General features: G+C 66.5%; 19 protein-coding genes and 1 other RNA gene. 9 read left to right on the forward strand and 11 right to left on the reverse strand.

The genetic code is table 11. From position 1 onward, the window contains the following. Positions 1-82: 82 nt before the first annotated feature. Positions 83-157: non-coding RNA, sX9 sRNA (locus ABQY74_RS19200), on the reverse strand. Positions 158-219: 62 nt separating this feature from the next. Further along, on the reverse strand, positions 220-492 hold the full coding sequence (locus ABQY74_RS19205; protein WP_039514053.1) for a metal/formaldehyde-sensitive transcriptional repressor: 273 nt from the start codon (positions 490-492) through the stop codon (positions 220-222). A gap of 65 nt (positions 493-557) precedes the next feature. Between ABQY74_RS19205 and ABQY74_RS19210 the strand changes: the two genes are divergently transcribed. Then, positions 558-1,619, forward strand: coding sequence for a cation diffusion facilitator family transporter (locus tag ABQY74_RS19210; protein WP_349794025.1), 1,062 nt, complete (start codon positions 558-560; stop codon positions 1,617-1,619). A gap of 256 nt (positions 1,620-1,875) precedes the next feature. Here ABQY74_RS19210 and ABQY74_RS19215 read toward each other — a convergent pair whose 3' ends face one another. Next, a complete protein-coding gene (locus ABQY74_RS19215) occupies positions 1,876-2,703 on the reverse strand; it encodes a ferredoxin--NADP reductase (RefSeq protein WP_161961245.1) in 828 nt (275 codons plus the stop codon). A 35-nt stretch (positions 2,704-2,738) separates the two neighbouring features. Here ABQY74_RS19215 and ABQY74_RS19220 point away from each other — a divergent pair, with 35 nt between their 5' ends. The 4 genes from ABQY74_RS19220 to ABQY74_RS19235 all read left to right on the forward strand — a co-directional run bounded on the left by ABQY74_RS19220 (position 2,739) and on the right by ABQY74_RS19235 (position 6,401). Next, positions 2,739-3,755, forward strand: coding sequence for an ABC transporter ATP-binding protein (locus ABQY74_RS19220; protein ID WP_039521112.1), 1,017 nt, complete (start codon positions 2,739-2,741; stop codon positions 3,753-3,755). Beyond that, positions 3,752-4,555, forward strand: a complete 804-nt coding sequence (locus ABQY74_RS19225; protein WP_016903649.1) for an ABC transporter permease — start codon at positions 3,752-3,754, stop codon at positions 4,553-4,555. The genes ABQY74_RS19220 and ABQY74_RS19225 overlap by 4 nt, the downstream gene beginning before the upstream one ends. 5 nt (positions 4,556-4,560) lie before the next feature. Beyond that, positions 4,561-5,505 carry a 2-dehydropantoate 2-reductase gene (panE, locus tag ABQY74_RS19230; RefSeq protein ID WP_181098573.1) on the forward strand — a complete coding sequence of 315 codons (945 nt, stop codon included), beginning with the start codon at positions 4,561-4,563 and terminating at the stop codon, positions 5,503-5,505. 380 nt (positions 5,506-5,885) lie between these two features. Then, positions 5,886-6,401 (forward strand): hypothetical protein, encoded by a 516-nt coding sequence (locus ABQY74_RS19235; RefSeq protein WP_016903647.1) that lies wholly within the window; start codon positions 5,886-5,888, stop codon positions 6,399-6,401. A gap of 6 nt (positions 6,402-6,407) precedes the next feature. Here ABQY74_RS19235 and ABQY74_RS19240 read toward each other — a convergent pair whose 3' ends face one another. The 7 genes from ABQY74_RS19240 to ABQY74_RS19270 form a co-directional block, all read right to left on the reverse strand. Further along, the gene (locus tag ABQY74_RS19240; protein WP_104626514.1) at positions 6,408-6,815 is read right to left on the reverse strand and encodes an acyl-CoA thioesterase; all 408 of its coding nucleotides are present in this window, start codon (positions 6,813-6,815) and stop codon (positions 6,408-6,410) included. Positions 6,816-7,189: 374 nt separating this feature from the next. After that, entirely contained in the window at positions 7,190-7,516 is a 327-nt protein-coding gene (locus ABQY74_RS19245) for a thioredoxin family protein (RefSeq protein ID WP_039514063.1), read from the reverse strand. Continuing rightward, positions 7,488-7,973 carry a flavodoxin gene (locus ABQY74_RS19250; RefSeq protein ID WP_349794022.1) on the reverse strand — a complete coding sequence of 162 codons (486 nt, stop codon included), beginning with the start codon at positions 7,971-7,973 and terminating at the stop codon, positions 7,488-7,490. Before ABQY74_RS19250 ends, ABQY74_RS19245 begins: the two co-directional genes overlap by 29 nt. Before the next feature lie 200 nt (positions 7,974-8,173). Continuing rightward, the gene (locus ABQY74_RS19255; RefSeq protein ID WP_039521116.1) at positions 8,174-9,217 is read right to left on the reverse strand and encodes a ribonucleotide-diphosphate reductase subunit beta; all 1,044 of its coding nucleotides are present in this window, start codon (positions 9,215-9,217) and stop codon (positions 8,174-8,176) included. 184 nt (positions 9,218-9,401) lie between these two features. Then, positions 9,402-11,900 carry a ribonucleoside-diphosphate reductase subunit alpha gene (locus ABQY74_RS19260; RefSeq protein ID WP_024940692.1) on the reverse strand — a complete coding sequence of 833 codons (2,499 nt, stop codon included), beginning with the start codon at positions 11,898-11,900 and terminating at the stop codon, positions 9,402-9,404. A 1,093-nt stretch (positions 11,901-12,993) separates the two neighbouring features. Beyond that, positions 12,994-14,034, reverse strand: coding sequence for a DUF475 domain-containing protein (locus tag ABQY74_RS19265; RefSeq protein ID WP_102255111.1), 1,041 nt, complete (start codon positions 14,032-14,034; stop codon positions 12,994-12,996). A gap of 106 nt (positions 14,035-14,140) precedes the next feature. Then, positions 14,141-16,849, reverse strand: coding sequence for a bifunctional acetate--CoA ligase family protein/GNAT family N-acetyltransferase (locus tag ABQY74_RS19270; protein ID WP_184231458.1), 2,709 nt, complete (start codon positions 16,847-16,849; stop codon positions 14,141-14,143). Positions 16,850-17,047: 198 nt separating this feature from the next. Here ABQY74_RS19270 and ABQY74_RS19275 point away from each other — a divergent pair, with 198 nt between their 5' ends. The 3 genes from ABQY74_RS19275 (at position 17,048) to ABQY74_RS19285 (ending at position 21,353) form a co-directional block, all read left to right on the forward strand. Continuing rightward, positions 17,048-17,833, forward strand: a complete 786-nt coding sequence (locus tag ABQY74_RS19275; RefSeq protein ID WP_349794017.1) for a DUF4198 domain-containing protein — start codon at positions 17,048-17,050, stop codon at positions 17,831-17,833. A gap of 141 nt (positions 17,834-17,974) precedes the next feature. Continuing rightward, positions 17,975-18,874 (forward strand): EF-hand domain-containing protein, encoded by a 900-nt coding sequence (locus tag ABQY74_RS19280; RefSeq protein WP_349794015.1) that lies wholly within the window; start codon positions 17,975-17,977, stop codon positions 18,872-18,874. A 139-nt stretch (positions 18,875-19,013) separates the two neighbouring features. Then, positions 19,014-21,353 carry a TonB-dependent hemoglobin/transferrin/lactoferrin family receptor gene (locus ABQY74_RS19285; RefSeq protein WP_104608776.1) on the forward strand — a complete coding sequence of 780 codons (2,340 nt, stop codon included), beginning with the start codon at positions 19,014-19,016 and terminating at the stop codon, positions 21,351-21,353. Positions 21,354-21,573: 220 nt separating this feature from the next. Here the strand turns inward: ABQY74_RS19285 and mgtE are convergent, their stop codons facing one another. Next, complete coding sequence (gene mgtE / locus ABQY74_RS19290; RefSeq protein ID WP_039521126.1) at positions 21,574-22,941, reverse strand: magnesium transporter; 1,368 nt, start codon at positions 22,939-22,941, stop codon at positions 21,574-21,576. Between the two features lie 548 nt (positions 22,942-23,489). Between mgtE and ABQY74_RS19295 the strand changes: the two genes are divergently transcribed. Beyond that, positions 23,490-25,301, forward strand: a complete 1,812-nt coding sequence (locus tag ABQY74_RS19295) for a monovalent cation:proton antiporter-2 (CPA2) family protein (RefSeq protein ID WP_349794012.1) — start codon at positions 23,490-23,492, stop codon at positions 25,299-25,301. The last annotated feature ends 210 nt before the right edge of the window (positions 25,302-25,511 follow it).

Consider the following 25,511-nt stretch of genomic DNA (forward strand, 5'->3'; position numbering starts at 1 on the left):
GACCGTCACTCAGTCCGCGCAGCGCACAAGGTGAAAAGCGAATCGGCGTGATCGCATGGACCCGATGTGCAGAACTTGAAGCGGCAAACAAAACGTAGCGCGCAGTGACCAGCGGGTGCAGACAGCGCGGAGCAACCGCAGTGCACGAGTGGTACATGCCAGGCGCGGGCACCGGCCGCGCCCACCTGACGGTGAGCGCAGTCGTTTTGATGGCCGCTCTTACTTGAGATAGGTCTTGAGAATGGCGGTGATGTCGTCGACCGCCAGCTCGCGCTCGCCCAGCGCCTCCGGTGCCGCGACATGGTGCTTCAAGTGCTCGCTGAGCAGCTCGACCATCAGGCCCTGCGCCGCGCCACGAAACGCCGCCACCTGCGTCAGCAACGCGGTGCAGTCCACGTCCTGCGCCAGAGCTTTCTCCAGCCCCTCCACTTGCCCACGGATCCTGCGCACGCGGGCGAGCAGTTTGGATTTGTCCTGATTCAGATGTGCCATTGCCATATACCCCCTGGGGGTATCTGAGATACCATAGGGGGGTATCGTAGCCAGAGCCTCTTCCGATGTCGATCACGCACGCCGCTCCGCACTGCGCGCAATCGCATACATTCGCCAGCGCCAACCCGCTTGCCGAGCGCAGCACCCGCAAGGCCGTCATCCTGACCGTGGTCATGATGGTGGTGGAGATCGTCGGCGGCTGGACGCTCAATTCCATGGCCCTGCTCGCCGATGGCTGGCATATGAGCTCGCACGCACTGGCGCTGGGGCTGGCACTGTTTGCCTACCGTTTCGCGCAGCGCAATGCCAACGACCTGCGTTTCAGCTTCGGCACCTGGAAGGTCGAAGTGCTGGGCGGCTATACCAGCGCCATCCTGCTGTTGGGCGTGGCCGGCCTGATGGCGTTTCAGTCGATGGAACGGCTGTTCTCGCCCAAGCGCATCCAGTACCAGGAAGCCACCGTCATTGCCGTCATCGGCCTGCTGGTCAACCTGATCTGCGCCTGGTGGTTACGCGACTCGCATGGCCATGCGCATGGCCATCACCACGGCCACGCCCACGCGCATGACGGTCATGGTCATGGTCATGGTCGTGGTCATGGTCATGGTCATGGTCGTGGTCATGGTCATGGTCATGGTCATGGTCATGGTCATGGTCATGGTCATGGTCATCATGATGCTCATGCCGATCTCAATCTGCGTGCCGCGTATCTGCACGTGGTGGCCGATGCGGCGACCTCGGTCCTGGCGATCGTCGCGCTGCTCGCCGGCATGTACTGGGGCGTGACCTGGCTGGATCCGATCATGGGCATACTCGGCGCGGTGCTGGTCACCGTGTGGGCGTGGGGGCTGCTGCGCAGTACCGGCCGCGTGCTGCTGGATGCGGAGATGGATGCGCCGGTGGTCGAAGAAGTGAAGCAGGTCATCGCCGAGCTGCCGCATGCCATCGACATCGGCGACCTGCATGTCTGGCGCGTGGGCAGCGATCGTTATGCCTGCGTCGTCAGTCTGGTCACGGCAGCCGACATCGATGCGGACCTGGTCCGCGCTGCCCTGCAGATCCACGAAGAACTGGTGCACATCACCGTCGAGTTGCAGCGCCCGCCAATGGCGCGGGCTGCGGTCTGACGATTCGGCGGCGCGCTGCATTCGGCGCCCTGCAATAGTGAGCGCGGAAGCGGTCGGTGAGAATGCCAGCCCGAGCAGCAGTGGCTCCAGTTGCACCACGCGCCGGAGCACAGGATGCGACTGCAGCAGCGCAGTGGGGGGAGGGATGGCCGGGACAGCATCGCGATGCTGTCGAGGGGCCTTGAACGCATCGGGACCCGCCACCGGGCGCGATCGGTGGATGCCGAGCAAGCCAGCCCGGCACCGTACGACTGGCTCAGGTTTTTGCCGGAGCCGGGCTGACGTATTTCTCGCGGCGGATCTGCGCGTTCGGCAGGCCGGCTGCCTTCAGGGCCTCGATGCAGCTGTCCACCATATCCGGGTTGCCGCACAGGTAGGCAATATCGCCTTGCGCATCGGGCGCGCATTCGGCTAGCTGCTGCTGCACGTAACCGTGCCGCACATCGGCATGCGGCTGCTCGGGCAGCTCGCGCGAAAAACACGGCACGTAGCGGAACTGCGGGTGCGCATCGGCAAACGCGCGGAAGTCGTCGCCATACAACAGCTCGGCCGGCGTGCGTGCGCCCTGCAGCAGCAGCACCTGCACGCCACGGGTGGCGATCGCCTCGGCCAGCAACGGCAGCATCGACCGGTACGGGGTGACGCCGGTACCGGTGGCGATCAGCACATAGCGCCGGTTGTGGTCGCCCGGCGGCAGGCAGAAGCGCCCGTAGGGGCCGCTGGCCTGCAACTGGTCGCCGATCTGCAGACCTTCGAACAGCGCGGTGGCCGAGCCGCCGGGCACGAAGCTCACCGCGATATCCACCGCCTCGCCCGGTCCGAGCGCATGGTCGTGGATGGTCGCCAGCGAATAGCTGCGCTTGGTCGGCGTGCCGTCGGCGGCATCGAAATGGATCTGGATGAACTGCCCGGGCTGGAAATCCAGCGGCTGCCCGTCGTCACGCAGGAACTGGCAGTGGGCCACGGTGGGCGCAATCATGCGCCGGTCGACAAGCTTGAGGGGGAATTGAACGGGCACGAACGTATTTGGGACAGTCTGTGATCGGGGCTTGCCCCCGCGGGCTTCTATAATAACGGCCTGCAACTCGCTGCGCCGTCACGCTGACGCGAAGGAACATCTTGAATTCTCCATCTCCGATCACCGCACCCGCGCTGCGTGTGTGCGATCTGCGCAAGACCTACGACAACGGCACCCAGGCGCTCAAGGGCGTCTCGCTGGACGTGGCGCCAGGCGATTTCTTCGCCCTGCTCGGCCCCAACGGCGCCGGCAAATCCACCCTGATCGGCATCATCAGCTCGCTGGTGAACCTGTCCGCCGGCCAGGTGGAAGTGTTCGGCACCGACCTGGTCGGCCAACGCAGCGATGCGATGCGCCTGATCGGGCTGGTCCCGCAGGAGGTCAACTTCAACCTGTTCGAAAAACCCTTCGACATCCTGGTCAACTACGCCGGTTTCTACGGCATGCCGCGCGCCGAGGCCGAGCGCCTGGCCGAAGCGGAGCTGCGCCGCTCGCACCTGTGGGAAAAGGCCCAGGTGATGAGCCGCACGCTGTCCGGCGGCATGAAGCGCCGGCTGATGATCGCCCGCGCCATGATGACCCAGCCGCGGCTGCTGATCCTGGACGAGCCCACCGCCGGCGTGGACATCGAGATCCGCCGCGACATGTGGCGCGTGCTCAAGGAGATCAACGCCGCCGGCACCACCATCATCCTGACCACGCATTACCTGGAAGAAGCCGAGCACCTGTGCCGCAACCTGGCCATCATCAACCACGGCCAGATCGTCACCCAGGGGCCGATGCGCGAACTGTTGGCCAAGCTCGACGTGGAAGGCTTCCTGTTCGATATCGACGGCGACCTGCCGGCCGAATTGCCGGTGATCGAAGGCACCACGCTCACCGCCATCGATGGCCACACGCTGGACCTGGACATGCCGCGCGCGATGGACCTCAACCGCGTGTTCGCCACGCTCGGCAGCGCCGGCATCCGGGTGCGCTCGATGCGCACCAAGAGCAACCGGCTGGAAGAGCTGTTCGTGCGCCTGACCGGTGACGCCCCGGTACCGGCCACCGCCCCAACGCCTGTCGCCCCCAACGGCACACCGCCCGCGCAGCCGCGCAGCGGAGGCCAGCCATGAACGAGATCCGCACCGTGACCGAACCCACCAACGCGCGCCGCAACTGGATTGCGCTGGGCACCATCGTGCGCCGCGAAGTGCAGCGCATCCTGCGCATCTGGGGCCAGACCCTGGTGCCGCCGGCCATCACCATGACGCTGTACTTCTTGATCTTCGGCGGGCTGATCGGCTCGCGCGTCGGCGACATGGGCGGCTATTCGTACATGCAGTTCATCGTGCCGGGCCTGGTGATGATGAGCGTGATCCAGAACAGCTACGGCAACATCTCCTCCAGCTTCTTCGGCGCCAAGTTCGGCCGGCATGTGGAAGAGCTGCTGGTCAGCCCGATGCCCAACTGGGTGATCCTGTGGGGCTACGTCTCCGGCGCGGTGCTGCGCGGGGTGATGGTCGGCGCGTTGGTGCTGATCATCGCGATGTTCTTCACCCCGGTGCGCATCCCGCATCCGCTGGTCACGCTGACCACCGTGTTGCTGGGCGCGACCATCTTCTCGCTGGCCGGCTTCGTCAATGCGGTGTACGCCAAGAAGTTCGACGACGTGGCGATCGTGCCGACCTTCATCCTGACCCCGCTGACCTACCTGGGCGGCGTGTTCTACTCGGTGAAGCTGCTGCCGCCATGGGCCGAAGCGGCCACCCACGCCAACCCGATCTTCTACATGGTCAACGCGTTCCGCTACGGCCTGCTCGGCAGCTCGGACGTGCCGATCTGGGTCGCCTACGCGCTGATGCTGGGCTTTGTCGCGGTCCTCAGCGCGCTGGCGCTGTGGCTGCTGCGCCGTGGCGTGGGTTTGCGGAGCTGATGACGATGGCGATGCGTATCCTCATCCTCGGTGCCGGCGGCACCGGCGGTTATTTCGGTGGACGCCTGGCGCAGGCCGGTGTCGATGTGACCTTTCTGGTGCGCGGTGCACGGGCCGCGCAGCTGCAGGCCGATGGCTTGCGTATCCGCAGTCCCTTGGGCGATGCGGATCTGCCGGTGGCGCATGTCACCGCGCAGGACTTGCCGGCCCTGGTGGCGCAGCGGCCGTTCGATCTGGTGATCCTCAGCTGCAAGGCCTACGACCTGGATAGCGCGATCGAGGCGATTGCGCCGGCGGTGGGCGAGCACACGACGTTGCTGCCGATCCTCAACGGCCTGCGCCATTACGCGGCGCTGGACGAGCGTTTCGGTGCCGCACGCGTGCTGGGCGGGCTGTGCTTCATCAGCGCGACCAAGGGCGAGCACGGTGAGATCCTGCACCTGGGCAAGCCGGCGGCAATGACCTTCGGCGAACGCGATGGCCGCGCCGCATCGGCATGCGTGCAGGCGCTTGCGGCGGCCTGCGCGCAAGCCGGCATCGATCATGTGGCCAGCGAGCAGATCGCTCAGGAGCAGTGGATCAAGTACAGCTTCCTCACCGCGCTGGCCGCTGCCACCTGCCTGATGCGTGCACCGGTCGGGGCGATCGTCGCCACCGACGACGGCCGTGCGTTGATCAACGGCCTGTACAACGAATGCCTGTGGGCCGCCGATGCGGCCGGGCAGCCGATTCCGGAAGCTGCGCGGGCCAAGGCGCTGCAGACCTTGTTGCAGGTGGATTCGCCGCTGAAGGCCTCGATGCTGCGCGATCTGGAAGCCGGCCAGGACGTGGAAGCGGCGCAGATCGTCGGCGACATGCTCAGGCGGGTGCGCGAGACAGGGCGCAATGCGCCGCTGCTGATGGCGGCCAATGTGCATCTGCAGGCGTATCAGGTGTTGCGGCATAGCTGAGGGTGTTGGGGTGCGGGTGCGGCAGGGGTGCGTGTAGACGGTACCCCCATCCGCCCTGCGGGCACCTTCCCCGGCGGGGGAAGGGCTGCGACCTGGAGCGGACGGCTTTTTGTGTAGCGCCGTCCGCCTCTCTGGCACCTCCACCCTTGTCGCGGCTGATTGGCGCCCTTTCGGCGCTGATCGTTGAAGCGGTCTTCGGAAAGAAGCTGACTCCTGATGCCTGCTTCGATCAGGCGCATGCGTTGCAGTGCCAACGCATGACCACTGCAAGGCGACATCGCCGCAACGCGCCACCGCCGACATGGGCATTGCCATTGCCTTCGCGCCATCACGACGCGGTGCGCACGATGCTCTGCATCCCCTCGCCCATGTCGCCGCCGATGAAACTGCTCAGCCACCTGTTCCGTGCCGGTCACTTCGTGATCCTGGCATTTTTTGTGCTGTGCGCGGCGGGTCTGGTGGCGATGGCCGGGCTGGAGCTGTGGCATGGCTTTACCCCGGGCGGCGACATGGTGGTGCGCGACCGCTTCAACGTGGTGCTGGAGGCGATCGGCCTGCTCACCGTGGCGCTGGTGACGCTGGAGCTGGGCCAGACCATCTTCGAGGAAGAGATCCTGCGCGACGTCAAGGTCAGCGGTCCCACGCGCGTGCGCCGCTACCTGTCGCGGTTCTTCGTGGTGATCGTGATTGCGCTGGCGATCGAAACGCTGGTGTCGATCTTCGAGCTGATGCACGACGACCCGGCCAAGCTGCCGTATGCGGCGGCGGTGGGCCTGTGCGCGGCGCTGTTGCTGATTGCCTGGGGCGTATTCGTCAAACTCAATCGCAGCGCCGAAGAGCTGGAGCCCGAGGCGATGGCGGAAACCAAACGCGAGGACCGCGAGGTCGAGGAATAAACGCCGTCAGCTGCTGACGGCTGGCAGCGGCGGCACCGTGGTCGGCTTGCCGTCGTCGCCGAGCGCGATCATCACGAAGTGGCCGCGGGTGCACAGCTCGCGCGCCCCGCTGAGCAGGTCTTCGGCGATCAGTTCCACTTCCACTTTGATCGAACTGCGCCCCACCGACACCACCCGCGCGATGGTTTCCACCATCTGGCCCTGGCGGATCGGCAGCTTGAAATCCACCTGGTCCGAGCGTGCAGTGACTACCGAACGCCGCGCATAGCGCGATGCGGCCAGGAATGCGGCCTTGTCCATCCATGCCAGCGCCTGCCCACCGAACAGCGTGCCCATGTGGTTGGTGTGGTTGGGAAACACGATCTCGGCCATGCGGACTTCGATCGGTGGCTGGGTCTGCAGGCTGTCTGACATGGGGGTTTCCAGGGAAAGGGGTCGCTGCGCGCCAGGGCGATTGCAGCAGCCTGGCACCCACAGGATAGGCGGTCAGCCGCAGCGGCGTACGCCGGAACGTAGCGCAGTGGTGATGGGCAGCCATCTTGCCGACGCAGGCGCTGCACTGCGCTTGCGCGCGGCTGCCGTGGGCGGGTCGGCCGGTGGCCGGCATACGGCGTGGCTGTCGTGTACCGCAGCGCGCACGATGGGGTTTATCGGGACGGCGGTCGCGGCCGGGGCCGCTCCTACGGGAGCATCAGATTGCGTCTCGCTCGCTTAGGCGGCATGCAGCCACCTTTCCGATGCGATGACGGGCAACCGCAGGCGCGCAGGCGGCTGCGCGCCACGGTGGCTCAGAGGCTGGTCTTGACCGCGGTTTCCACCTGCGCCGGCGACTGGAAGCCGGGCAGGCGCGCCACCTCGCTGCCATCGCGGTACAGCGCCAGGGTCGGGGTCTGGCGCAGGCCCAGGTCGCGGAAGAACTCCTCGCCCACCACTTCCAGCTTGACCTTCAACAAGGCCACACCTTCGGCGGCATCGCTGTTGGCGAACTTGTCCAGCGACATGTCGAGCATGCGGCAGCCGGGGCAGTTGTCCTTGTAGAAATCCACCAGCGCGCGCGGATGCGCGGCCAGGGTGGCGGTGTAGTGCTCAGGCGACGTGACGGTAATGGTCTGCATCATGGGGATCGTTCTTGCATTGGGCCAGGACCTCGTCGGTCCAGGCGGCGATGGCCTGCGCGTCGCGCTGGCCGTGGGGCATCTGTTCGATGGTCAAACGCGGAAACGGGCTAGCGAAGAAATGGGCGATGCGATGCACCGCGCCGCAAAAATAGTCCTCGCCCCACTGCGTTTCGCCGGTGCCGAACACCGCCACCCGCGGCGGCTTGCCCAGCGTCTCGACCAATTCGACGATGAAGCGTTTCATCTCTGCCGGCGTACGGCCGCCGTTGTCGGTCCAGCTACCGAGCAGAAACAGTTCGTACTGCCCCGGCGCATGCGGCACCTGCGCCAGCGTCTGCACATCGGTTTCCACCCAGGTCACCGCATGCCCGGCCGCTTCGCAGCGCAGTGCAACACTGCGCGCGACATCGCGCGTGTTGCCGCTCAACGAGGCCAGTGCGAGCAGGATGTTCATGAGGCGGGGATTCGGGAGTCGTGATTAGGGATTCGTCTAAAGCAGGGATTGGAGAGTCGAAGTGGAGATTCGTCAAAGCCCATCAAGTTGCTGTTGCAAATCCCGCCTACCCACTCTCCAATCCCGGATCTTGATGATTCGTAAAGCGCATCGATGCGGCTGCGGCGAATCCCAAATCCCGAATACCTAGTCCCGGCTCCTCACAGATCGTCGAAGCCGTTATCCGAGTTGGTCTTCTTGTACGAGGCATTGCGCATCTCGAAGAAGTCGGTCTTGGTTTCGGTGAAGTTGTCGGCGTAGGCCTTGATCCACGGCATCACGTTGTCGTTGGCGCCTTCGTACAGCTTCTCGATGCCGAGCATGCCGGCCATCTTGTTGGCGCGGTACTTCACGTAGCGGATCATCTCGTCGACGTCGATGCCGTCGATGCCGTCCAGCACTTCGGCCGTCCACACCGTTTCCAGGTCGATCGCGTGCTCGAAGGCCTTGTGCACGTAATCGGTGAGCTGGTCGCCCTGCAATGCCTGGTTCTCGCCGATGATGGCGCGAATCAGCTCGCTGATGAACTTTGAGTGGGCCAGCTCGTCGCGGTTGATGAAGCTGATGATCTTGCCGGTGCCGGTCATGCGGTTCTGGCGGACCAGATTGTAGAAATACGCAAAGCCGGAATAGAAGTTGATGCCTTCCAGGATCGAGGACTGGATCAGCGCGCGGATCAGCGTTTCGGCCGTCTTGTCGCGCATGAAGTCTTCGTAGGCGCCCATGATCGGCGCATTGCGCTTGATGATGGTCGGATGCGTGCGCGCGATCTCGAACACGCGGTTCTGATCGGCCAGGCCGGTGATCGAGGCCAGCACGTAGCTGTAGCTCTCGTTATGGATCACTTCCTGCTGGCCGATGATCGCGGCATTGGCGTGCGCGGCCGGGTCGGTGATGTATTCGGCGACGTTGTAGATGAAGCGCGTCTGCGGCGAATCCAGCGTGGCCAGCAGGCCTATGATCGAGTCGTAGGCATTCTTCTCGCGCGCCGACAGCTCGTTGTACTGGCGCGCGTCGCCCTTCATGTCCACTTCGTCGGGGATCCAGAAGTTGGTCGACAGCTCCTTGTAGGCCCGATAGAAGGACGGGTACGGGATGTCGTTCCAGTTGAGGATGCCGGAGGTTTCGCCATTGATGATAGCGGTGGAGCGGTTCGGGTGACGCGGCTCCAGGATCTTGATGCGCTCAAGCGGTGTTGCGGACATGGGTCTCTACTCGTGTTTCAGGCGTCGCGCGTACGGCGGCGCAACAAATCAATCTGGAGGAAAGCCCCCTGAGTCAGGGGGCGCGCCGAAGGCGCGGGGTGTGGGAGCTGGTGAAGCAGGGTCCACGGTTCGCAACGCGAACCGTGGAAGCGAAGCGCGAATGCGCTTAGCTACTGCATGCGCTTTAGCTCGAACACCACTCGCATTCGCTGATGTCGATGTCGTTGGAGCGCACGTAGTACGTGGTCTTCAGGCCTTCGCGCCAGGCCGTCATGTGCAGGTCCAGCAAGGTGCTCGCACGGATGGTGCTGGGCACGTAGAAGTTGAAGCTGATCGACTGATCGATATGCCGCTGGCGACGCGCGTTCTGACGTACGCTGGCGAACTGGTCGACCTTGTAGGCGCCCTTTTCGTAGTACGGCCAGGTTTCCAGCGACAGGCCAGGTGCGGCGACCGGACGACGGAAGTCCTTCTTCTCTTCGTAGTAGAACGCGCTGTAGATCGGGTCGATCGAGGCGGTGGAACCGGCGATCTGCGCGGTGCTCATGTTCGGCGCAACCGCCAGCATCCAGGCATTGCGCACGCCGTTGACGGCCACCTGTGCGGACAGCTCCAGCCACTGCGGGCTGTTGTAGTCGCGCGCACGGAAGTACTCGCCGGTGTGCCAGTCGCTGCCACGGAACACGCTGTAGGTGCCCTTTTCCTTGGCCAGCTCCATGCTCGCCTGGACGGTCAGATAGTTGATGCGCTCGTACAGCTCGTCGCTGTAGTCCTCGGCTTCCTTGGCATTCCAGTGGATGGACTTCTGCGCCAGCAGATGGTGCCAGCCGAAGGTGCCCAGGCCGATGGCACGGTACTTCTGGTTGGTGATGGTGGCCTGCGGCACCGGCAACTGATTCAGATCGATCACGTTGTCGAGCATGCGCACCTGGATCGGAATCAAGCGCTCCAGCACGTCGGCGCCCAGCAGATCGGCCTGGTCTGCCTGCACGGTGATCGCGCGGCCCAGGTTGATCGAGGACAGGTTGCACACGACGAAGTCGCCGGCCTTCTTGGTGGTGACGATCTGATTGCCGCTGATGATCTCCTGCATCATCCGCGTCGGGCTCATGTTCTGCAGGATCTCGGTGCACAGGTTGGACGAATAGACCATGCCCTCGTGCTTGTTCGGGTTCTTGCGATTGACTTCATCGCGATAGAACATGAACGGGTTGCCGGTTTCCAGCTGGCTGACCATGATCCGCTTAAAGATCTCGATCGCCTTGACCGTCTTGCGGGTGATGCGCTCGTCGGCAACCACTTCCTCGTACTTGCGACGGAAGCTGCTGTTGGCGTCGCCCTTCTTCTCGTCGTAGAAGTCCTGCAGGTACCAGCCCTTGATCCGCTTCACTTCGTGCGGATCGAACAGGTACCAGTCGCCACGACGCTCGACCGCTTCCATGAACAGGTCGGGGATGCACACCGAGGTGAACACGTCGTGCGCACGCAGGCGCTGGTCGCCGTTGTTCAGGCGCAGATCCAGGAACGACTCGATGTCGCGGTGGAAGATGTCCAGATAGACCGCGATGGCGCCCTTGCGCTGGCCCAGCTGATCCACCGACACCGCAGTGTTGTTGAGCTGCTTGATCCACGGCACCACGCCGCCGGAGGAATTGGACACGCCGCGGATCGCCGAACCGGACGAACGCACATAGCCCAAATACGCGCCCACGCCGCCGCCGTGCTTGGACACGCGCGCCACGTCGGTGTTGGAGTCGTAGATGCCCTGCAGGCTGTCGTCGACGGTGTCGATGAAGCAGCTCGACAGCTGGCCGCCGACCTTGCCGGCGTTGGCCAGGGTCGGAGTGGCCACGGTCATGTACAGGTTGGACAGCGCCCAGTAGGCCTCGCCGACCAACTGCATGCGGCGCTCGCGGCTGCCCTTGCCGTTGCCGATCTCGTCCTGCATCAGGTACAGCGCGATGGTCAGCCAACGCTCCTGCGGCAGCTCGAACACGCCGCGCGAGTTGTCGGTGGCCAGGTAACGCGTGGCCAGCAGGTACAGGCCGTTGTAGGCGAACAGCTTGTCGCGCTCGGGCTCGATCATCTTGCCGGCTTCGATCAGCTCGTCCTTGGAGTAGCGGCGCAGGATGTCGTTGGAATAGACATTGCGGTCGGCCAGGCTCTCCTGCAGGCCGACGAACGAGCCGTACTTCTGGCTGGCGTCGTAGAAACGGTTGCGGCTGGCGCGCTTGTACAGGCGGCGCAGGTACAGGCGCGCGGCAAAGTGCTCCCACTCCGGGGTGGTCAGATCGACGCGGGCCTCGGCCTCGCGGATCAGGTGGTCGACCAGGTCGTCAGCGTTGACGCTGTCCTTGCGGTCGACGAAGCCGAACACCGAGCGCTTGTAGTCGGCCACGTCCAGCTGCGGGAATTCGGCATGGATCTGGTCGATGGCGCGCTCCAGGCGCTCCGGCTCGAACGGGATCCGGCGGTTGCCGGCTTCCTTGGTGATCCAGGTGGCGACGGCTTGTTCTTCGATGGTCTGTGCGTGCATTGCAATGGCTTGGCGGGGAGGCGGCACGATGTCCGACGGGTCGGTCAATTCCGGCGCGCCGCAACCGGGCGCGCTGACACTGGCGGGAACGCTGGTGGGTGTTGCGGTACCGGCGGCGATCGCGGCAAGGGTGTCGTTGGTGGTCATGCGTCCTCCATGCGTAGGCACACGAACCCGGCTGGGGACGGGTTGCGGCCGGATCCGGATTCCCTGGACAGCGATGGCGGTGCGCGACGACCAGCACGCAAGACCCACGGTCTGCGGCGGCATCGCCTTCACCAGCCATCTCCTTACCGGAGATTCCACGGCCGCCACCGCGCGGTGTGCTGTCGCGCAGTGGTCGGTGGCGAAACAACCGCGGCGCAACGAGACCACGCCGCCCGCTCCAGGCGACGCCCGGATGGCTGTGATCGTTCGTTGCTGCCGCCGCGGAGAGGCGTTTGATTGGCAACCTGCTGCAAATCATGCTCTCACTGGTCCGGACGCCTTGGGGCGACCAACCACCGACTCCCCCAAGATAGTGGGGTCACCCGGAGGGGTCAACACCAAATGTAGGAAAATCGCGAAAACCCTTACAGCACAAAGCACTGTCTGACGAACGGTCGGCGCGGGGCTGCGAACCCGTCCAATTGGACTGCGCAGTCAAGGCCCAAACCGGCAATTCTGCCGATCAGTTGGGTCCGGTTGGGTTGGCTGCGACACCCATCGACACTGAAGCTGGTTACAGTTATGCGATCCCTGCCTCAGGCGGCACCGCACGCCTGGGGCGCCTGCCCTGACACCGGCACTGGAGGAACTCGCCGCTGCCGACGTCGGGTCGAGGGCGCGGCGCCCTCATCGCTCGAGGGACACGCCATGAACCCGCCCCTGGGGGCTCGGTGGCGGCATCCATGCCGCCACACGGTCCCGCAATCGGCGAGGACACCGCACCAGAAAGATGGCTGGCCGCTTTGTTGAAAACCGTGCACACCGACCATCTCGACAGGTCCTTGTCCGCCCACCGTCGCGGGACCTTACGCGGCATGGATGCCGCGTAAGAGCCTACAAGGACGTACTTGCGGCGTGTCCTGCGATGGTGGGCGGGCAAGGGCCCTGCTGCAAACCCACAGCGTCGAGGTTGGGCGTGCAAAGGCATGCAGCCAAGCCACCGACAAGCCGCGCCGTCCGGTGGCCACGAAGGCACTGTCAGCCGCTCTCAAGTAAACGGCGTGACGCCTTGCGCGCTGCCCATGCGCAGGAATCAGATCTCGGTCGGGCCGATGTGGTGGCGCTTGCGGTAGCGGATCGACGACCACACCGAGGCGGCGATGAAGGCCACGCCGATTAGGCCGGTCAGCACTTCCGGCACGTGGTACACGGTGCCGACCAGCATGATGATCGCCAGCACGCCGATGGCGTAATGGGCGCCGTGCTCCAGGAACACGAATTCGTCCAGCGTGCCCTTGTGCACCAGATAGACCGTCATCGAACGCACGAACATCGCGCCGATCGCCAGGCCCAGCATGATGATGACCACATCGCGGGTGATCGCGAACGCACCGATCACCCCGTCGAACGAGAACGAGGCGTCCAGCACTTCCAGGTACAGGAAGGCGGCAATGCCCGAGCGCTTGGCCGGGCCCATGCCGTCTTCGCTCTCTTCGGACTCGAACAAGGCATCCACGCTGCCGACCAGCAGGTACAGCAGGATGCCGCCCAGGCCGGCGAACAGCACGCTCTGGAAGATGGCCTCGGGCAGGAACAGCTTGGTGCCCAGCAGCACCGTCACCGCCACGATCACCGACATCGCATCGGCCTTGCCCAGCTTGCCGACCAGCCTTTCCACCGGGCCGAGCCAGTGCAGCTTGCGCTCCTGGTCGAACAGGAAGTTCAGGAACACCAGCAGCAGGAACATGCCTCCGAAGGCGGCGATGGACGGGTAGTTGTCGGTCAGCACCTGGCTGTAGCGGTCGGGCTCCTTCAGCGCCATCTGCATCACCGGCACCAGGCCCATGCCGGTGGCCACCGACACGATCACGATCGGAAACACCAGGCGCATGCCGAACACCGCGATCAGGATGCCGACGGTGAGGAACAGCTTCTGCCAGAACGCGTTCATGTGCTTGAGCACACCGGCGTTGACCACCGCGTTGTCGAACGACAACGACACCTCCAGCACGCTCAGCACCAGGCACAGCCACAGCGCCTGCCAGATACCCATCGAGGAGGTATGACCCCACCAGGCAGCCAGGCCCAGGCAGATCGCTGTGACCAAAAACGACATTCTGAAATCGCGGAACATTGACACTCCCAGGCGGGCCGAGACGACAGCCGAAGCAACCGGCCAGGGCGAGGCCCGGCAGATCCGGCATGCGGTGGAGGATGGGGGACCGCGGCGTGACGCTAGGTCAGGCCGGGCGTGGCTCGCCCATTATAGGGAGTGTCACCGCCATCAGGGTCGCATCGTCCGGATCCGGGCGGACCCCGAAGCCCAGGCTCTGGCACATTGCCAGCATGGTGCGGTTCTCGCGCAGCACCTGGCCTTCGATCTGCTTCAGGCCCAGCCAGCGCGCGTACTCGATCATGATGCGCATCAGCTGCCAGCCGATGCCGTGGCCCTTGAGGTCGGAGCGGATCAGGATGCCGTATTCGCCGCGCTCGTAGTCGGCGTCGGCATGCAGCCGCACCGCGCCGAGCATGTCGCCGGTCTTGGGGTCGATGGCCACCAGCGCGATCGAGCGCGCGTAATCGAGCTGGGTCAGCCGCGCGATGAACTCGTGGCTGAAATGCTTGACCGACTGGAAGAAGCGCAGCCGCAGGTCTTCGTCGGTGACCCGTGCGAAGAACGCGCGGAACAGCGCATCGTCTTCCGGGCGCACCGGGCGCACCAGCGCATGCGTGCCATCGCCCAGCCCGATCTGGCGCTCCCATTCCTTCGGATACGGAAAGATCGCAAAGCGCGGATGGCCGCGGCCCTTGTGCAGCTTGCGCGCCGGCGCCACCGCCACGCGCGCGTCCAGCGCGATCACGCCATCGCGGTCGGCCAGCAGCGGGTTGATGTCCAGCTCGGTGATTTCGGGGATGTCGGCGGCCAGCTGCGCCAGCTTGACCAGCACCAGCGCCACCGCGCGCTCGTCCGCGGCCGGCACGTCGCGGTAGGCCTTGAGGATGCGCGACACCCGCGTGCGCCCGATCAGCTCGTGGGCCAGGCGCAGATCCAGCGGCGGCAACGCCAGCTCACGGTCGTTGATCACTTCCACCGCGGTGCCGCCGCGGCCGAACACGATCGCCGGGCCGAACACCGGGTCGTCGGCGATCCCGGCGATCAATTCGCGCGCCTTGGGCCGCAGCACGGTGGGCTGCACGATCACCCCTTCGATCAGCGCATTGGGGTGCGCGGCGCGCGCACGCGCCAGGATGCCGGTCGCCGCTTCGCGCACCGCCGCCACGCTGGACAGGTTCAGGCGCACGCCATCGACATCGGACTTGTGCGCGATGTCGCTGGACAGCACCTTCAAGGTCACCGTGCGGCCGACGGCCAGTAACGGGTCGGCCAGCAATGCGGCCTCGTTGGCGGTGGCGGCCACCTGCAGCGGCACGATCGGGATGCCGTAGGCGGCCAGCAGGCGGTTGGTGGCGACCGGGTCCAACCAGCGCCGACCGGCGGCCAGGGCGTCGTCGACCACCGCGCGGGCGATGCCCGCATCCACCACGAAATCTTCCGGCAGGCTGGGCGGGGTCTCCATCAATGCCGCCTGCGCCTCGCGGTAGCGCACCAGGTGGGTGAAGCCGCGCACCGCGTCCGACTCGGTGGCATAGGTGGGCACGCGCGCTGCATTGAGCGCGGCAATCGCCGCATCGTCCTGGCCCAGCCATACCGCAAACACCGGCTTTTCGCGCTGGTAGCGGTTGCGTTGGTCCAGCGCGCGGGTCAGCGCCTTGGCCGCATCGGCCGAGGAGGTGAACGCGGTGGGCACGTTGACCACCAGCAGCGCGTCGTTCTCCGGGTCGTCCAGCAAGGCTTCGATCGCCGCCGCATAACGCGGCCCGTCGGCATCGACGATGATGTCGACCGGATTGCTGCGCGACCAGCCCTGCGGCAGCGACTGATCCAGCCGCTCCAGGGTCTTGGACGACAGCTCGGCCAGGGTGCCGCCGCGCAGCACCAGCTGGTCCACCGCCAGCTGCCCCACCCCGCCGCCGTTGCTGAGGATGGCCAGCCGCCGGCCGGGAAAACTGCCGAGCCGGCCCAGGGTTTCGGCGGCGGCGAACAATTCGTCCAGCGCGCCCACCCGCAACAGGCCGGCACGTGCGAATGCCGCGCCATACACCGCGTCCGAGCCGGCCAACGCCTGCGCGTGGGTGTCGGCATTGGGATTGATGCGGAACTGACGCCCGGACTTGACCACCACCACCGGCTTGGCGCGCGCGGCGGCGCGTGCGGCCGACATGAACTTGCGCGCATCGCCGATGCGTTCGACGTACAGCAGGATCGCGCGGGTACGGTAGTCGGTGGCGAAGTAGTCGAGCAGATCGCCGAAATCCACATCCAGCGTATCGCCCAGCGACACCACCGCCGAGAACCCCACCGAGCGCGCCACGCCCCATTCCACCAAGGCTGCGGCAATCGCGCTGGATTCGGAGATCAGCGCCAGGTCGCCGGCCTGCGGGCAATGCGCGGCGATGCTGGCATTGAGCCGCGCATGCGGGGCGATCACGCCCAGGCAGTGCGGGCCGAGGATGCGCATGCCCTTGGCGCGCGCGGCCGCCTCCATGCGCGCGGCTGGCGAGCCGGGGCCGTTGCCCAGTCCGGCGGTGAGGATGATCGCTGCGGCCACCCCGCGCCGCGCCGCGATCGACACGATGCGCGGCACGATGCGCGCCGGCGCGGTGATCACCACCAGGTCCGGCACCCAGGGCAGATCGGTCAGCCGCGCCACCGTGCGCACGCCATCGATCTCGCTGTAGCGCGGGCTCACCCAGCCGATCTGCCCGGGAAATCCGGCCGCGCGCAGGTTGCGCACCACCGCCCGCCCGGCCGAGCGATCGCGCGGACTGCCGCCGACCACCGCCACGGTGGTGGGACGAAAGACCTGCTGCAGGTGGTAGGTACTCATGGCTAAGAGAGACGACGGGAAACGGACACGGTACACGTCGGCCCGAGCGCACGTCATCGATCACGCGGCGGAAAAGCGCGACACAACGTCTGCCATTGTTGTGAACGATTCCCATTTTCGTTAATATCCCGTGGTCAGCCAGCTTCCTGCGCCGCCCCGCGCCCCTCCGCCAGCGACTTACTCGGAACAGGGCCCCCCATGAAACTGCTGACCTTGTCGGCGCTGCTGCTCGCTGCCTCCGCCTCTGCGCATACCCCTTATCTGGCACCCAATACCTTCGCGCCCCAGCCCGGCCAGACGGTGACCCTGGACGCAGCCTTCGCCGAGACCTTCTTCGTCCCGGAAGCGGCCTTCGACCAGAGCCACTTCAGCATCACCGGGCCCGACGGCCGCGATGTGGAACCGGCCCGGGTGCAGGCGCTCGACACTCGCACCGTGCTCGAACACACCCTGGGCAAACAGCCCGGCACCTACCGGGTCAGCAGCGGCCTGCGCGTGGGGGCGCAGTTCCGCACCTGGGAGCTGGACGGCAAGCGGCAGACCGTGCGCGACCCCAACGTAGCCATGCCCAAGGGCGCCACGCTGATCTCCAGCTTCCAGTCGCGCACTTTGGCGGAAACCTATCTGAGCGTCGGCAAGCCCGATCGCCGCGCGCTGGCGCCGCGCAACCGCGGGCTGGAACTGGTGCCGGTGACGCACCCCAACGACCTGTATGTCGGCGAGAGCTTCGCCTTCACGGTGCAGTACGACGGCTTGCCGCTGGCCAGGCAGAGCGTGGACATCAGCGAGGCGGTGTGGACCTCCGACCGCAAGCCGACGCAGGTCAGCGTGACCACCGACGCCGCGGGCCGCGCGACCTTGAAGCTGGACCGCGCCGGCACCTGGTTGGCGCTGACCCGTCACCGCACCCCGGCCCCGGCCGATGCCCCGGTGCGCGAATACAGCAACAGCACCACGCTCACCTTCCAGGTGCTCGAACAATAGCGTTGCGCAACCGCTAACCGCGGTTGCATCGCCCTGGCAGCATGACACTACCGGCGCGGCCATCCGCCCGGCACCGCACTCCACCTGCAGGCCCAGCCAGCGCCACGGCCCGGCACCGTTTCTCCCCTCAAGAGGCAATCCATGAACACTGGCTCCCTGGCCGGCGCGTATCTGTGCGCGCTGTTACTTCCTGCCACCGCTCTCGCCCAATCTGACCCGCGCCCGTTGCTCGGCGGTCACGGCAACAACGTGCAGGCCTTCATCACCCAGCATGACGACGACCGCGACGGCCGCATCACCACCGCCGACTTCGCGGCCTTCCGCCGCGCCCGCTTCGACGCCACCGACCGCAACCAGGACGGCAGCGTCGACGAGGACGAATACGTGGCCGAGTTCCGCCAGCGCCGCCAACGTGCGCTGGAGCAGGAACGCGGCGCACAGGCGGCACAGGGCCGGACCCGCTTTGCCGCCCTGGACGCCGATGGCGACGGGCAGGTGTCGCGCGCCGAATTCGACGCGGCCGGCGCGCAGGACTGGACGCGCGGCCAGGCGGCGCTGGCGGCAGCGGCCAAGGATGCGCCTGCCGATCGGACGCAGGCCTTCGACCGCGACGGCGGCCGCCCGGGCATGCCCGACAGCGGCTCGGCCGAGGGCTTTCTCGCGCTGTACGACGAAAACGGCGACGGCAAGGTGGGCCGCAAGGAATACGCAGACCTGCGCACGGCACAGTTCGCCAGTGCCGATACCGACCGCAACGCGGCGCTGTCGCCGGAAGAGTACCGGGTGGAATTCGAAGACCGCCTCAACCGTCGCCTCACCGCGCTCGAACAGGCCGACGACCGCCAGGTGCATGTGCGTTTCACCGTGCTCGACACCGACAAGGACCAGCGCATGAGCTTTGCCGAGTACCAGGCCTCGGGCCTGCGCACCTTCGCCCGCGTCGACCGCAACCACGACGGCGTGGTCGATGCCGGCGATGCCGCGTTGCCGCCGCCCGCACCTGCGACTGCGCCGGCCACCACGCCGGCCCGGGCCGACTGACCTCCCGACGCGGGCCTTGCCGCCCGCCCCCCTGGCCCGCCACCGGCGGGCCCACCCAGCCACGCGACCGCTCTTGCCGCCCGCAGCCAGGTCCGCGCCTTCCGGCGCCCCTTCCCCTTTCCTGACTGTGGACTTCACGATGACCTCGACACCGACCCTGCTGGCCCTGGCGATCGCCGCCGGCCTGGCCTTCCCGCTGCATGCCGAACAGGCACCCGCCGACGCCACCACCTTCGACCCGGTCGAAGTGAAGGCCGCGCGCGACAAGCGCGCCTCCAGCAACCAGAACGTCACCACCCTCGACACCGCGCAGCTGCAGCAGGAACAGGCCGAGAGCATGGAAGACCTGATGCGCTACATCCCCGGCGTGAGCATCGCCGACATGGGCCGCTTCGGCGAGAACGGCTTCAACATCCGTGGCCTGGAAGGCGACCGGGTGGCGATGACCATCGATGGCCTGTCGATGGCCGAGGGCGTGGAGACCGCGCGCGACTACGAGTTCTTCCGCGCTGGCCGCGGCGGCGTGGACGTCGATTCGCTCAAGCAGGTGGACATCGTCAAGGGCGCCGACTCCATCAGCGCCGGCAGCGGCGCGCTCGGTGGCGCGGTGGTGTTCACCACCAAGGACCCCTACGACTACCTCAAGGCCCAGGGCAACGACAGCTATGTCGGCCTGAAGACCGGCTACACCGGGCATAACGACCAATTGCTCGGCAACCTCACCGTCGCCAACCGCAGCGGCATCGTTGAATCGATGCTGAGCTACACCCGCCGCGAGGGCCACGAATCCGAGGGCTGGTATTCCAGCACCGACATCGACACCGGCAGCGCGCGGCGCACGCCCGACCCGGTCGACAGCCAGAGCGACAACGTGCTGGCCAAGCTCGACGTGGTGCCGAACGCACAGCACCGCGTCGGCGTGGTGTACGAACGCAACCGCTCGCAGAACCGGGTCGACAACCTCAGCCGTGTCAGCGCACCCAGCTACGCCGAGCGCATCGGCGAGGACAGCAACGACCGTGACCGCTACGGCCTGCGCTACCTCTGGAAGGCCGACAACGCCTTGTTCGACACCCTGGAGGCGCAGCTCGACCGCCAGCAGACCGACAGCCGCGGCACCACCCGCATCCTCACCCAGAGTGGCAGCTCGAGCACGCCGGCCACCGCCGCCACCACGCGCTGCACGGTGGCGCTGCCATGCCGCCGTGCCGAGGACCGCGACACCGAGCAGACCCTGGACCGCCTCGCGGTCGACTTCGACAAGCAGCTGCATGGCAGCGGCTGGTCGCAAGCGCTGCTGTACGGGGCGGCCTGGCAGCGCCGCAGCATCGACTTCAGCGCGATCGACTACCGCTGGAACAACGCCGGCACGCTGGACACCGCCACCGTCGACCCGGCGCAGGTACCCAAGACCGATGCCGACACCTGGAGCGTGTACCTGCGCGACCGCATCGGCCTGCTCGACGACCGCCTGCAGCTCACCCTGGGTGCGCGCTACGACCACTACCGCTACGCGCCGACGCTGTCGTCCACCTTCGTCGATGTCACCGGCACGGTGCGCGAGGTGACCTTCGCCGCACCGACCTGGCAGGCCGGCATCAGCTACGCCTTCACCCCGCAGCAGACGCTGTGGTTCCAGGCCGGGCGCGGCTTCCGTGCGCCGACCACCGCCGAGATGTACGCCCCGACCAGCATCACCGCACTGACCCGACTGGACACCGGTGCCACGGTCAACGTGCCGACGGTGGCCGCCAATCCCGCGCTCGACGCCGAGCGCAGCCTCAACCTGGAACTGGGCTGGCGCTGGGAGAGCGACTGGGCGCGCGTCGGCCTGTCGGTGTTCCGCGACCGCTACGACGACTTCATCCAGAGCGAGACCGTCACCACCGATGCCGGCACGCTCTACCAGACCTGCACCCGCGGCGTGTGCAGCACGCGCAACGGCTACGCCTACACCACGCTGCTCAACGTCGGCCAGGTCGAGGTCAAGGGCGTGGAACTGGATGCGCAGTTCAAGCTCGGCGATGCCTGGCTGCTGCGCGCGGCATGGACCCACAACCAGGGTGAGCTGGAAGATGGCCGCCCGCTGGACAGCATCAATCCGGATCGCGGCGTGCTCGGCCTGAGCTGGCAGGGCCTGGACGAGCGCCTGCGTGTCACCGCCAACATCACCCACGCGCTGGCCAAGAAAGCCAAGGACGTCAATGTCGAGAACGACATCTTCGGCGCTGCGGCCGAGCCGTTCCTCAGCGACGCCTACAGCGTGGTCGACCTGTTCGGCAGCTACCGCTTTAACGCGCACGTGCGCGTCAATCTCGGCGTCTACAACCTGTTCGACGAGCGCTACTACCAGTGGGCGCGCATCCGCAATGTCACCCGCGGCGATTTCTATCTGTACGGCTATGCCACCGACGACGGCATCGGCCGCTACAGCGAACCGGGACGCAACCTGCGTGCCACGCTGTATGTGACCTTCTGACCCGCGCCCGTGCTACGCATCGCTGCATGGCCTGCCGCGCAGCGATGCGCGGTAGACCAGCCGCTACGGCCTGAGCCTGCACACGCCGCGCTACGCCGGCTGCCGGTCCGCGGCGTCAGCCATCCGGTCAGAGGTGCCGCAACACCTGCGGCACCTCGACCATCGCGGTCCTCATCCAGGGCACGGCGGGGCGCAACTTCCGCGCGCCCCGCCCGCTGCGCTACAACAAGGTGCCGCTGAGGATTGCGGCGGCAATGCTGAAATAGATCACCAGCCCGGTGACATCCACCAGCGTGGCCACGAACGGCGCCGAGGCGCTGGCCGGGTCGAAGCCGAGCCGTTGCAGCACGAACGGCAGCATCGAGCCGGACAGCGAGCCGAAGGTGACGATGCCGATCAGCGCTGCGCCGATGGTCAGCGCCACCATCTGCCAGTGCGGGCCGTAGTCGTACAGGCCGGCGGTCTGCCAGATGGTGATGCGCACGATCGCCAGGATGCCCAGGATGGTGCCCAGGGTGAGCCCGGTCGGCAGCTCGCGCAGCGCCACCTTCCACCAGTCGCCCAGGCGCAGCTCGCGCAGTGCCAGCGAGCGGATCAGCAGCGAGGTGGCCTGCGAGCCGGAGTTGCCGCCCGAGCTCATGATCAGCGGAATGAACAGGGTCAGCACCACCGCCTTGGACAGCTCGTCCTCGAAGTGCTGCATCGCGCTGGCGGTGAGCATTTCGCCCAGGAACAGCACGCTCAGCCAACCGGCGCGCTTCTTGATCATCTGGCCGAAGCCGATCTGCATGTAGGGCTTGTCCAGCGCTTCCATGCCGCCGAACTTGTGCACGTCCTCGGTGGATTCGGCGATCAATGCGTCCAGCACATCGTCCACGGTGACGATGCCGAGCACATGGCCATGCGCATCCACCACCGGGATCGCCAGCAGGTCGTGGCGGCGGATCAGGCGGGCGACTTCTTCCTGGTCCAGCGCCGGGTCTACCGTGACCGGCGGGTTGACCTGTGCCACCTCCAGGATCGGCGCCTCCGGCGCGCCGGTGATCAGCCGGCGCATGGTGACCACCTGGGTCAGCACGCGGCTGTGCGGGTCGAGCAGATAGATCGCATAGACCGTCTCGCGACTGCGCTCCACCTCGCGGATGTGCTGCAGCGTGCGGCCCACCGTCCAGTCGGCCGGCACCGCCACGAACTCGGTGGTCATCAGCGCGCCGGCGGTATTGGGCGGGTAGCGCATCAACGCCTGGATCGACAGCCGCGCCTCGGCACTGAGCAGCCACAGCAGCGGCTGGCGCTGCTCGGCATCCAGGCCATGGAAAATGTCGGTGGCGCGGTCGTCGGCCATCTGCCCGAGCAGGGAGGCGGCCTGCTCGGCCGGCAGCAGCGCGACCAGCGCGCTGGCGGCATGCAGCTCGGGCTGTTCGAGCAATTTCACCGCACGCGGCTGCGGCAGCGCGGCCAGCACCTGTGCGGCCTCATCGCGGTCGAGGGTGTTGAGGTATTCCACCGCATCGGCCGTGTTGAAGTCGGCGATGGGTGCGATCAAGGCATCGACGCCTTGGGCAAGGCGCAGGGTTTCGTTGTACATGGTGGTTCGCCTGGTGACGACCGTCGTCGATGACAGCCGGCGAACCTGAGCCTCAGGCGTGCGCCAGCTGGGTCATCGACCCGGGTCTAGGGTGACTGTCGCTGGACATGAGTAAGGGCTCCGAAAAGTGCGTACCGGCCGGTGATCCGGGCGGCAGCGCGGCGCAGTCTGCGCGCCTGCGCCCGCTTGGTCAATGCCCTGCGCAGGCCATGCTCAGCGGGCGTCCAGGCGGACGCCACAACGCCGGGCCTGTCATGTCGACAAGCGACTGCACTGCACCCGACGACCGGCCGTGCGCGACCGACCAGGACCGTGGGTCATCGCCTGCAACGGCGGCGGCGTGCACGCGTGCAATGCGGAACGACGTGGCGACATGCAGCTCAGTCATGCGGACGACGTGGCGCATTGCTGCCCGCGATGTGGTGCTGCCGGCTTGCATCACCGAACCAGAGCACACCGCCAATCCACACAGTTGCACGCAGCGCACGCCGATCCAGGCCAGCAGCCGACCGCGGGCGGCATAATGCGAACCTCAACGGAGAACGTGCATGCATAGCGGTGGTCTAGAACTGGCTCTGGTGCTGATGCTGGCCGCCATCGTGGCGGTGCCGGTGTTCAAGCGCTTCGGCCTGGGCGCGGTGTTGGCCTATCTGGTCGCCGGTGTGGTGCTCGGGCCCGATGGCGTGGGCGTGGTGCAGGATGCCGAGCGCATCAGCGGCGCGGCCGAGATCGGCGTGGTGATGCTGCTGTTCGTGATCGGCCTGGAACTGTCGCCGGCCCGCCTGAAGGTGATGCGTCATTCGGTGTTCGGTGCCGGCGCCACCCAGGTGGTGGTGACCACGCTGATCCTGGGTGGCCTGCTGATGCTCGGCAACCTGGGCTGGAAGAGCGCGTTGATCGTCGGCGTGGCGCTGGCGTTGTCGTCCACCGCGGTGGGCCTGCAGCTGCTGGCCGAGCGCAAGGCGCTCAATAGCGACTACGGGCGCCTGGCGTTCGCCATCCTGCTGTTCCAGGATCTGATCGCCATTCCGTTGCTGGCGGCCATTCCGCTGCTCGGCGGCAGCAAGAACGCCACGCTGGCATGGCCCGACGTGGCCAAGGCGGTCGCGGCACTGGCGCTGGTGATCCTGTGCGGGCGCTTCGTGCTGCGCCATCTGTTCAACGTGGTGGCGCGCACGCGCATGCCGGAAGTGTTCACCGCCAGCGCCCTGCTGGTGGTGCTGGGCACCGCCTGGATCATGCAGGAAGCCGGATTGAGCGCCAGCCTGGGCGCCTTCATCGCCGGCGTGCTGCTGGCCGATTCGGAATTCCGCCATGAGCTCGAATCGCAGATCGAGCCGTTCGAAGGATTGCTGCTGGGGCTGTTCTTCATCTCGGTCGGCATGGGCATCGATCTGAACCGGGTGGTCGCCGAGCCAGGCCTGATCGCCGGCGGCGTGGCGATCCTGCTGGTGGTCAAGTTCTCGCTGCTGGTCGGCATCGGCAGCGTGGCGAAGTTGCCGCTGCGCAGCAGCCTGATGCTGGGCAGCGTGTTGTGGCTGGGTGGCGAATTCGCCTTCGTGGTGTTCAACGAGGCCGATCGGGTCGGCTTGCTGGAGCGCGCCAACCACGACCGGCTGGTGGCCGTCGTCGGCGTGTCGATGGCACTGACGCCGCTGTTGCTGCTGGGCATGCAGCGCATCCTCAACGGGCCGCTGCGGCTGCATGCGCCCAAGTCCGACCGCCCGTTCGACACCATCGATGCGCAGACGCCCAAGGTGCTGGTCGCCGGCATGGGCCGCTTCGGTCAGGTGGTCGCGCGCCTGCTCACCGCGCGGCATGTGCCGTTCGTAGCGCTGGAACACAATCCGGACACCGTGGAAGATTTGCGCCGCTTCGGCAGCCAGCTGTACTACGGCGACCCCACGCGACCGGAACTGCTGCGCGCCGCCGGCGCCGACCGCATCAAGGTGTTCGTGATCGCGGTGGACGACCCGGACACCAACATCAAGACGGTGCGGCTGATCCGCCGCCTGTACCCGCAGGCCACCGTGCTGGCACGTGCACGCAATCGCCAGCACGCCTGGAAACTGATGGACCTGGGAGCCGAACCGTTCCGCGAGGTGTTCGCCTCCAGCCTGGAACTGAGCGAACGCGTGCTGACCTCGCTCGGCCTGGGCGAGGCGGTTGCCAAGGATCACGTCAAACGCTTCCGCCAGCACGACGAAGAGTTGCTGCATCGACAGCACCTGGTCTACGACGACGAAGCCAAGGTGATCCAGACCTCGCGCGACGCACGCGCCGACCTGATGAATCTGTTCGAAGCCGACGTCCAGGCCGATGTGGACGGCGAGCCCGCGCCTACCACACAGGATCGCTGAGCCCTTCGTAGGAGCGTGCCTGCGCGCGACCGGGCGTTACCGATAAAGCCTCGTCGCGCGCAGGCACGCTCCTACGTGGATGTGGTGCATCGTTCGTCAGCGGTAGCGACGCAGTCGATGCGTTGGACACGACCTGCACGCGAGCGGCCGATTGCGTCCAAGTCATGCGCCAATGTGATGGCGAGCCCTCACCAACCACCCACCATCGCT

Source organism: Xanthomonas sp. WHRI 7064, from assembly GCF_040202355.2.
In the GTDB taxonomy this organism is placed as follows: Bacteria; Pseudomonadota; Gammaproteobacteria; order Xanthomonadales; family Xanthomonadaceae; genus Xanthomonas; species Xanthomonas arboricola.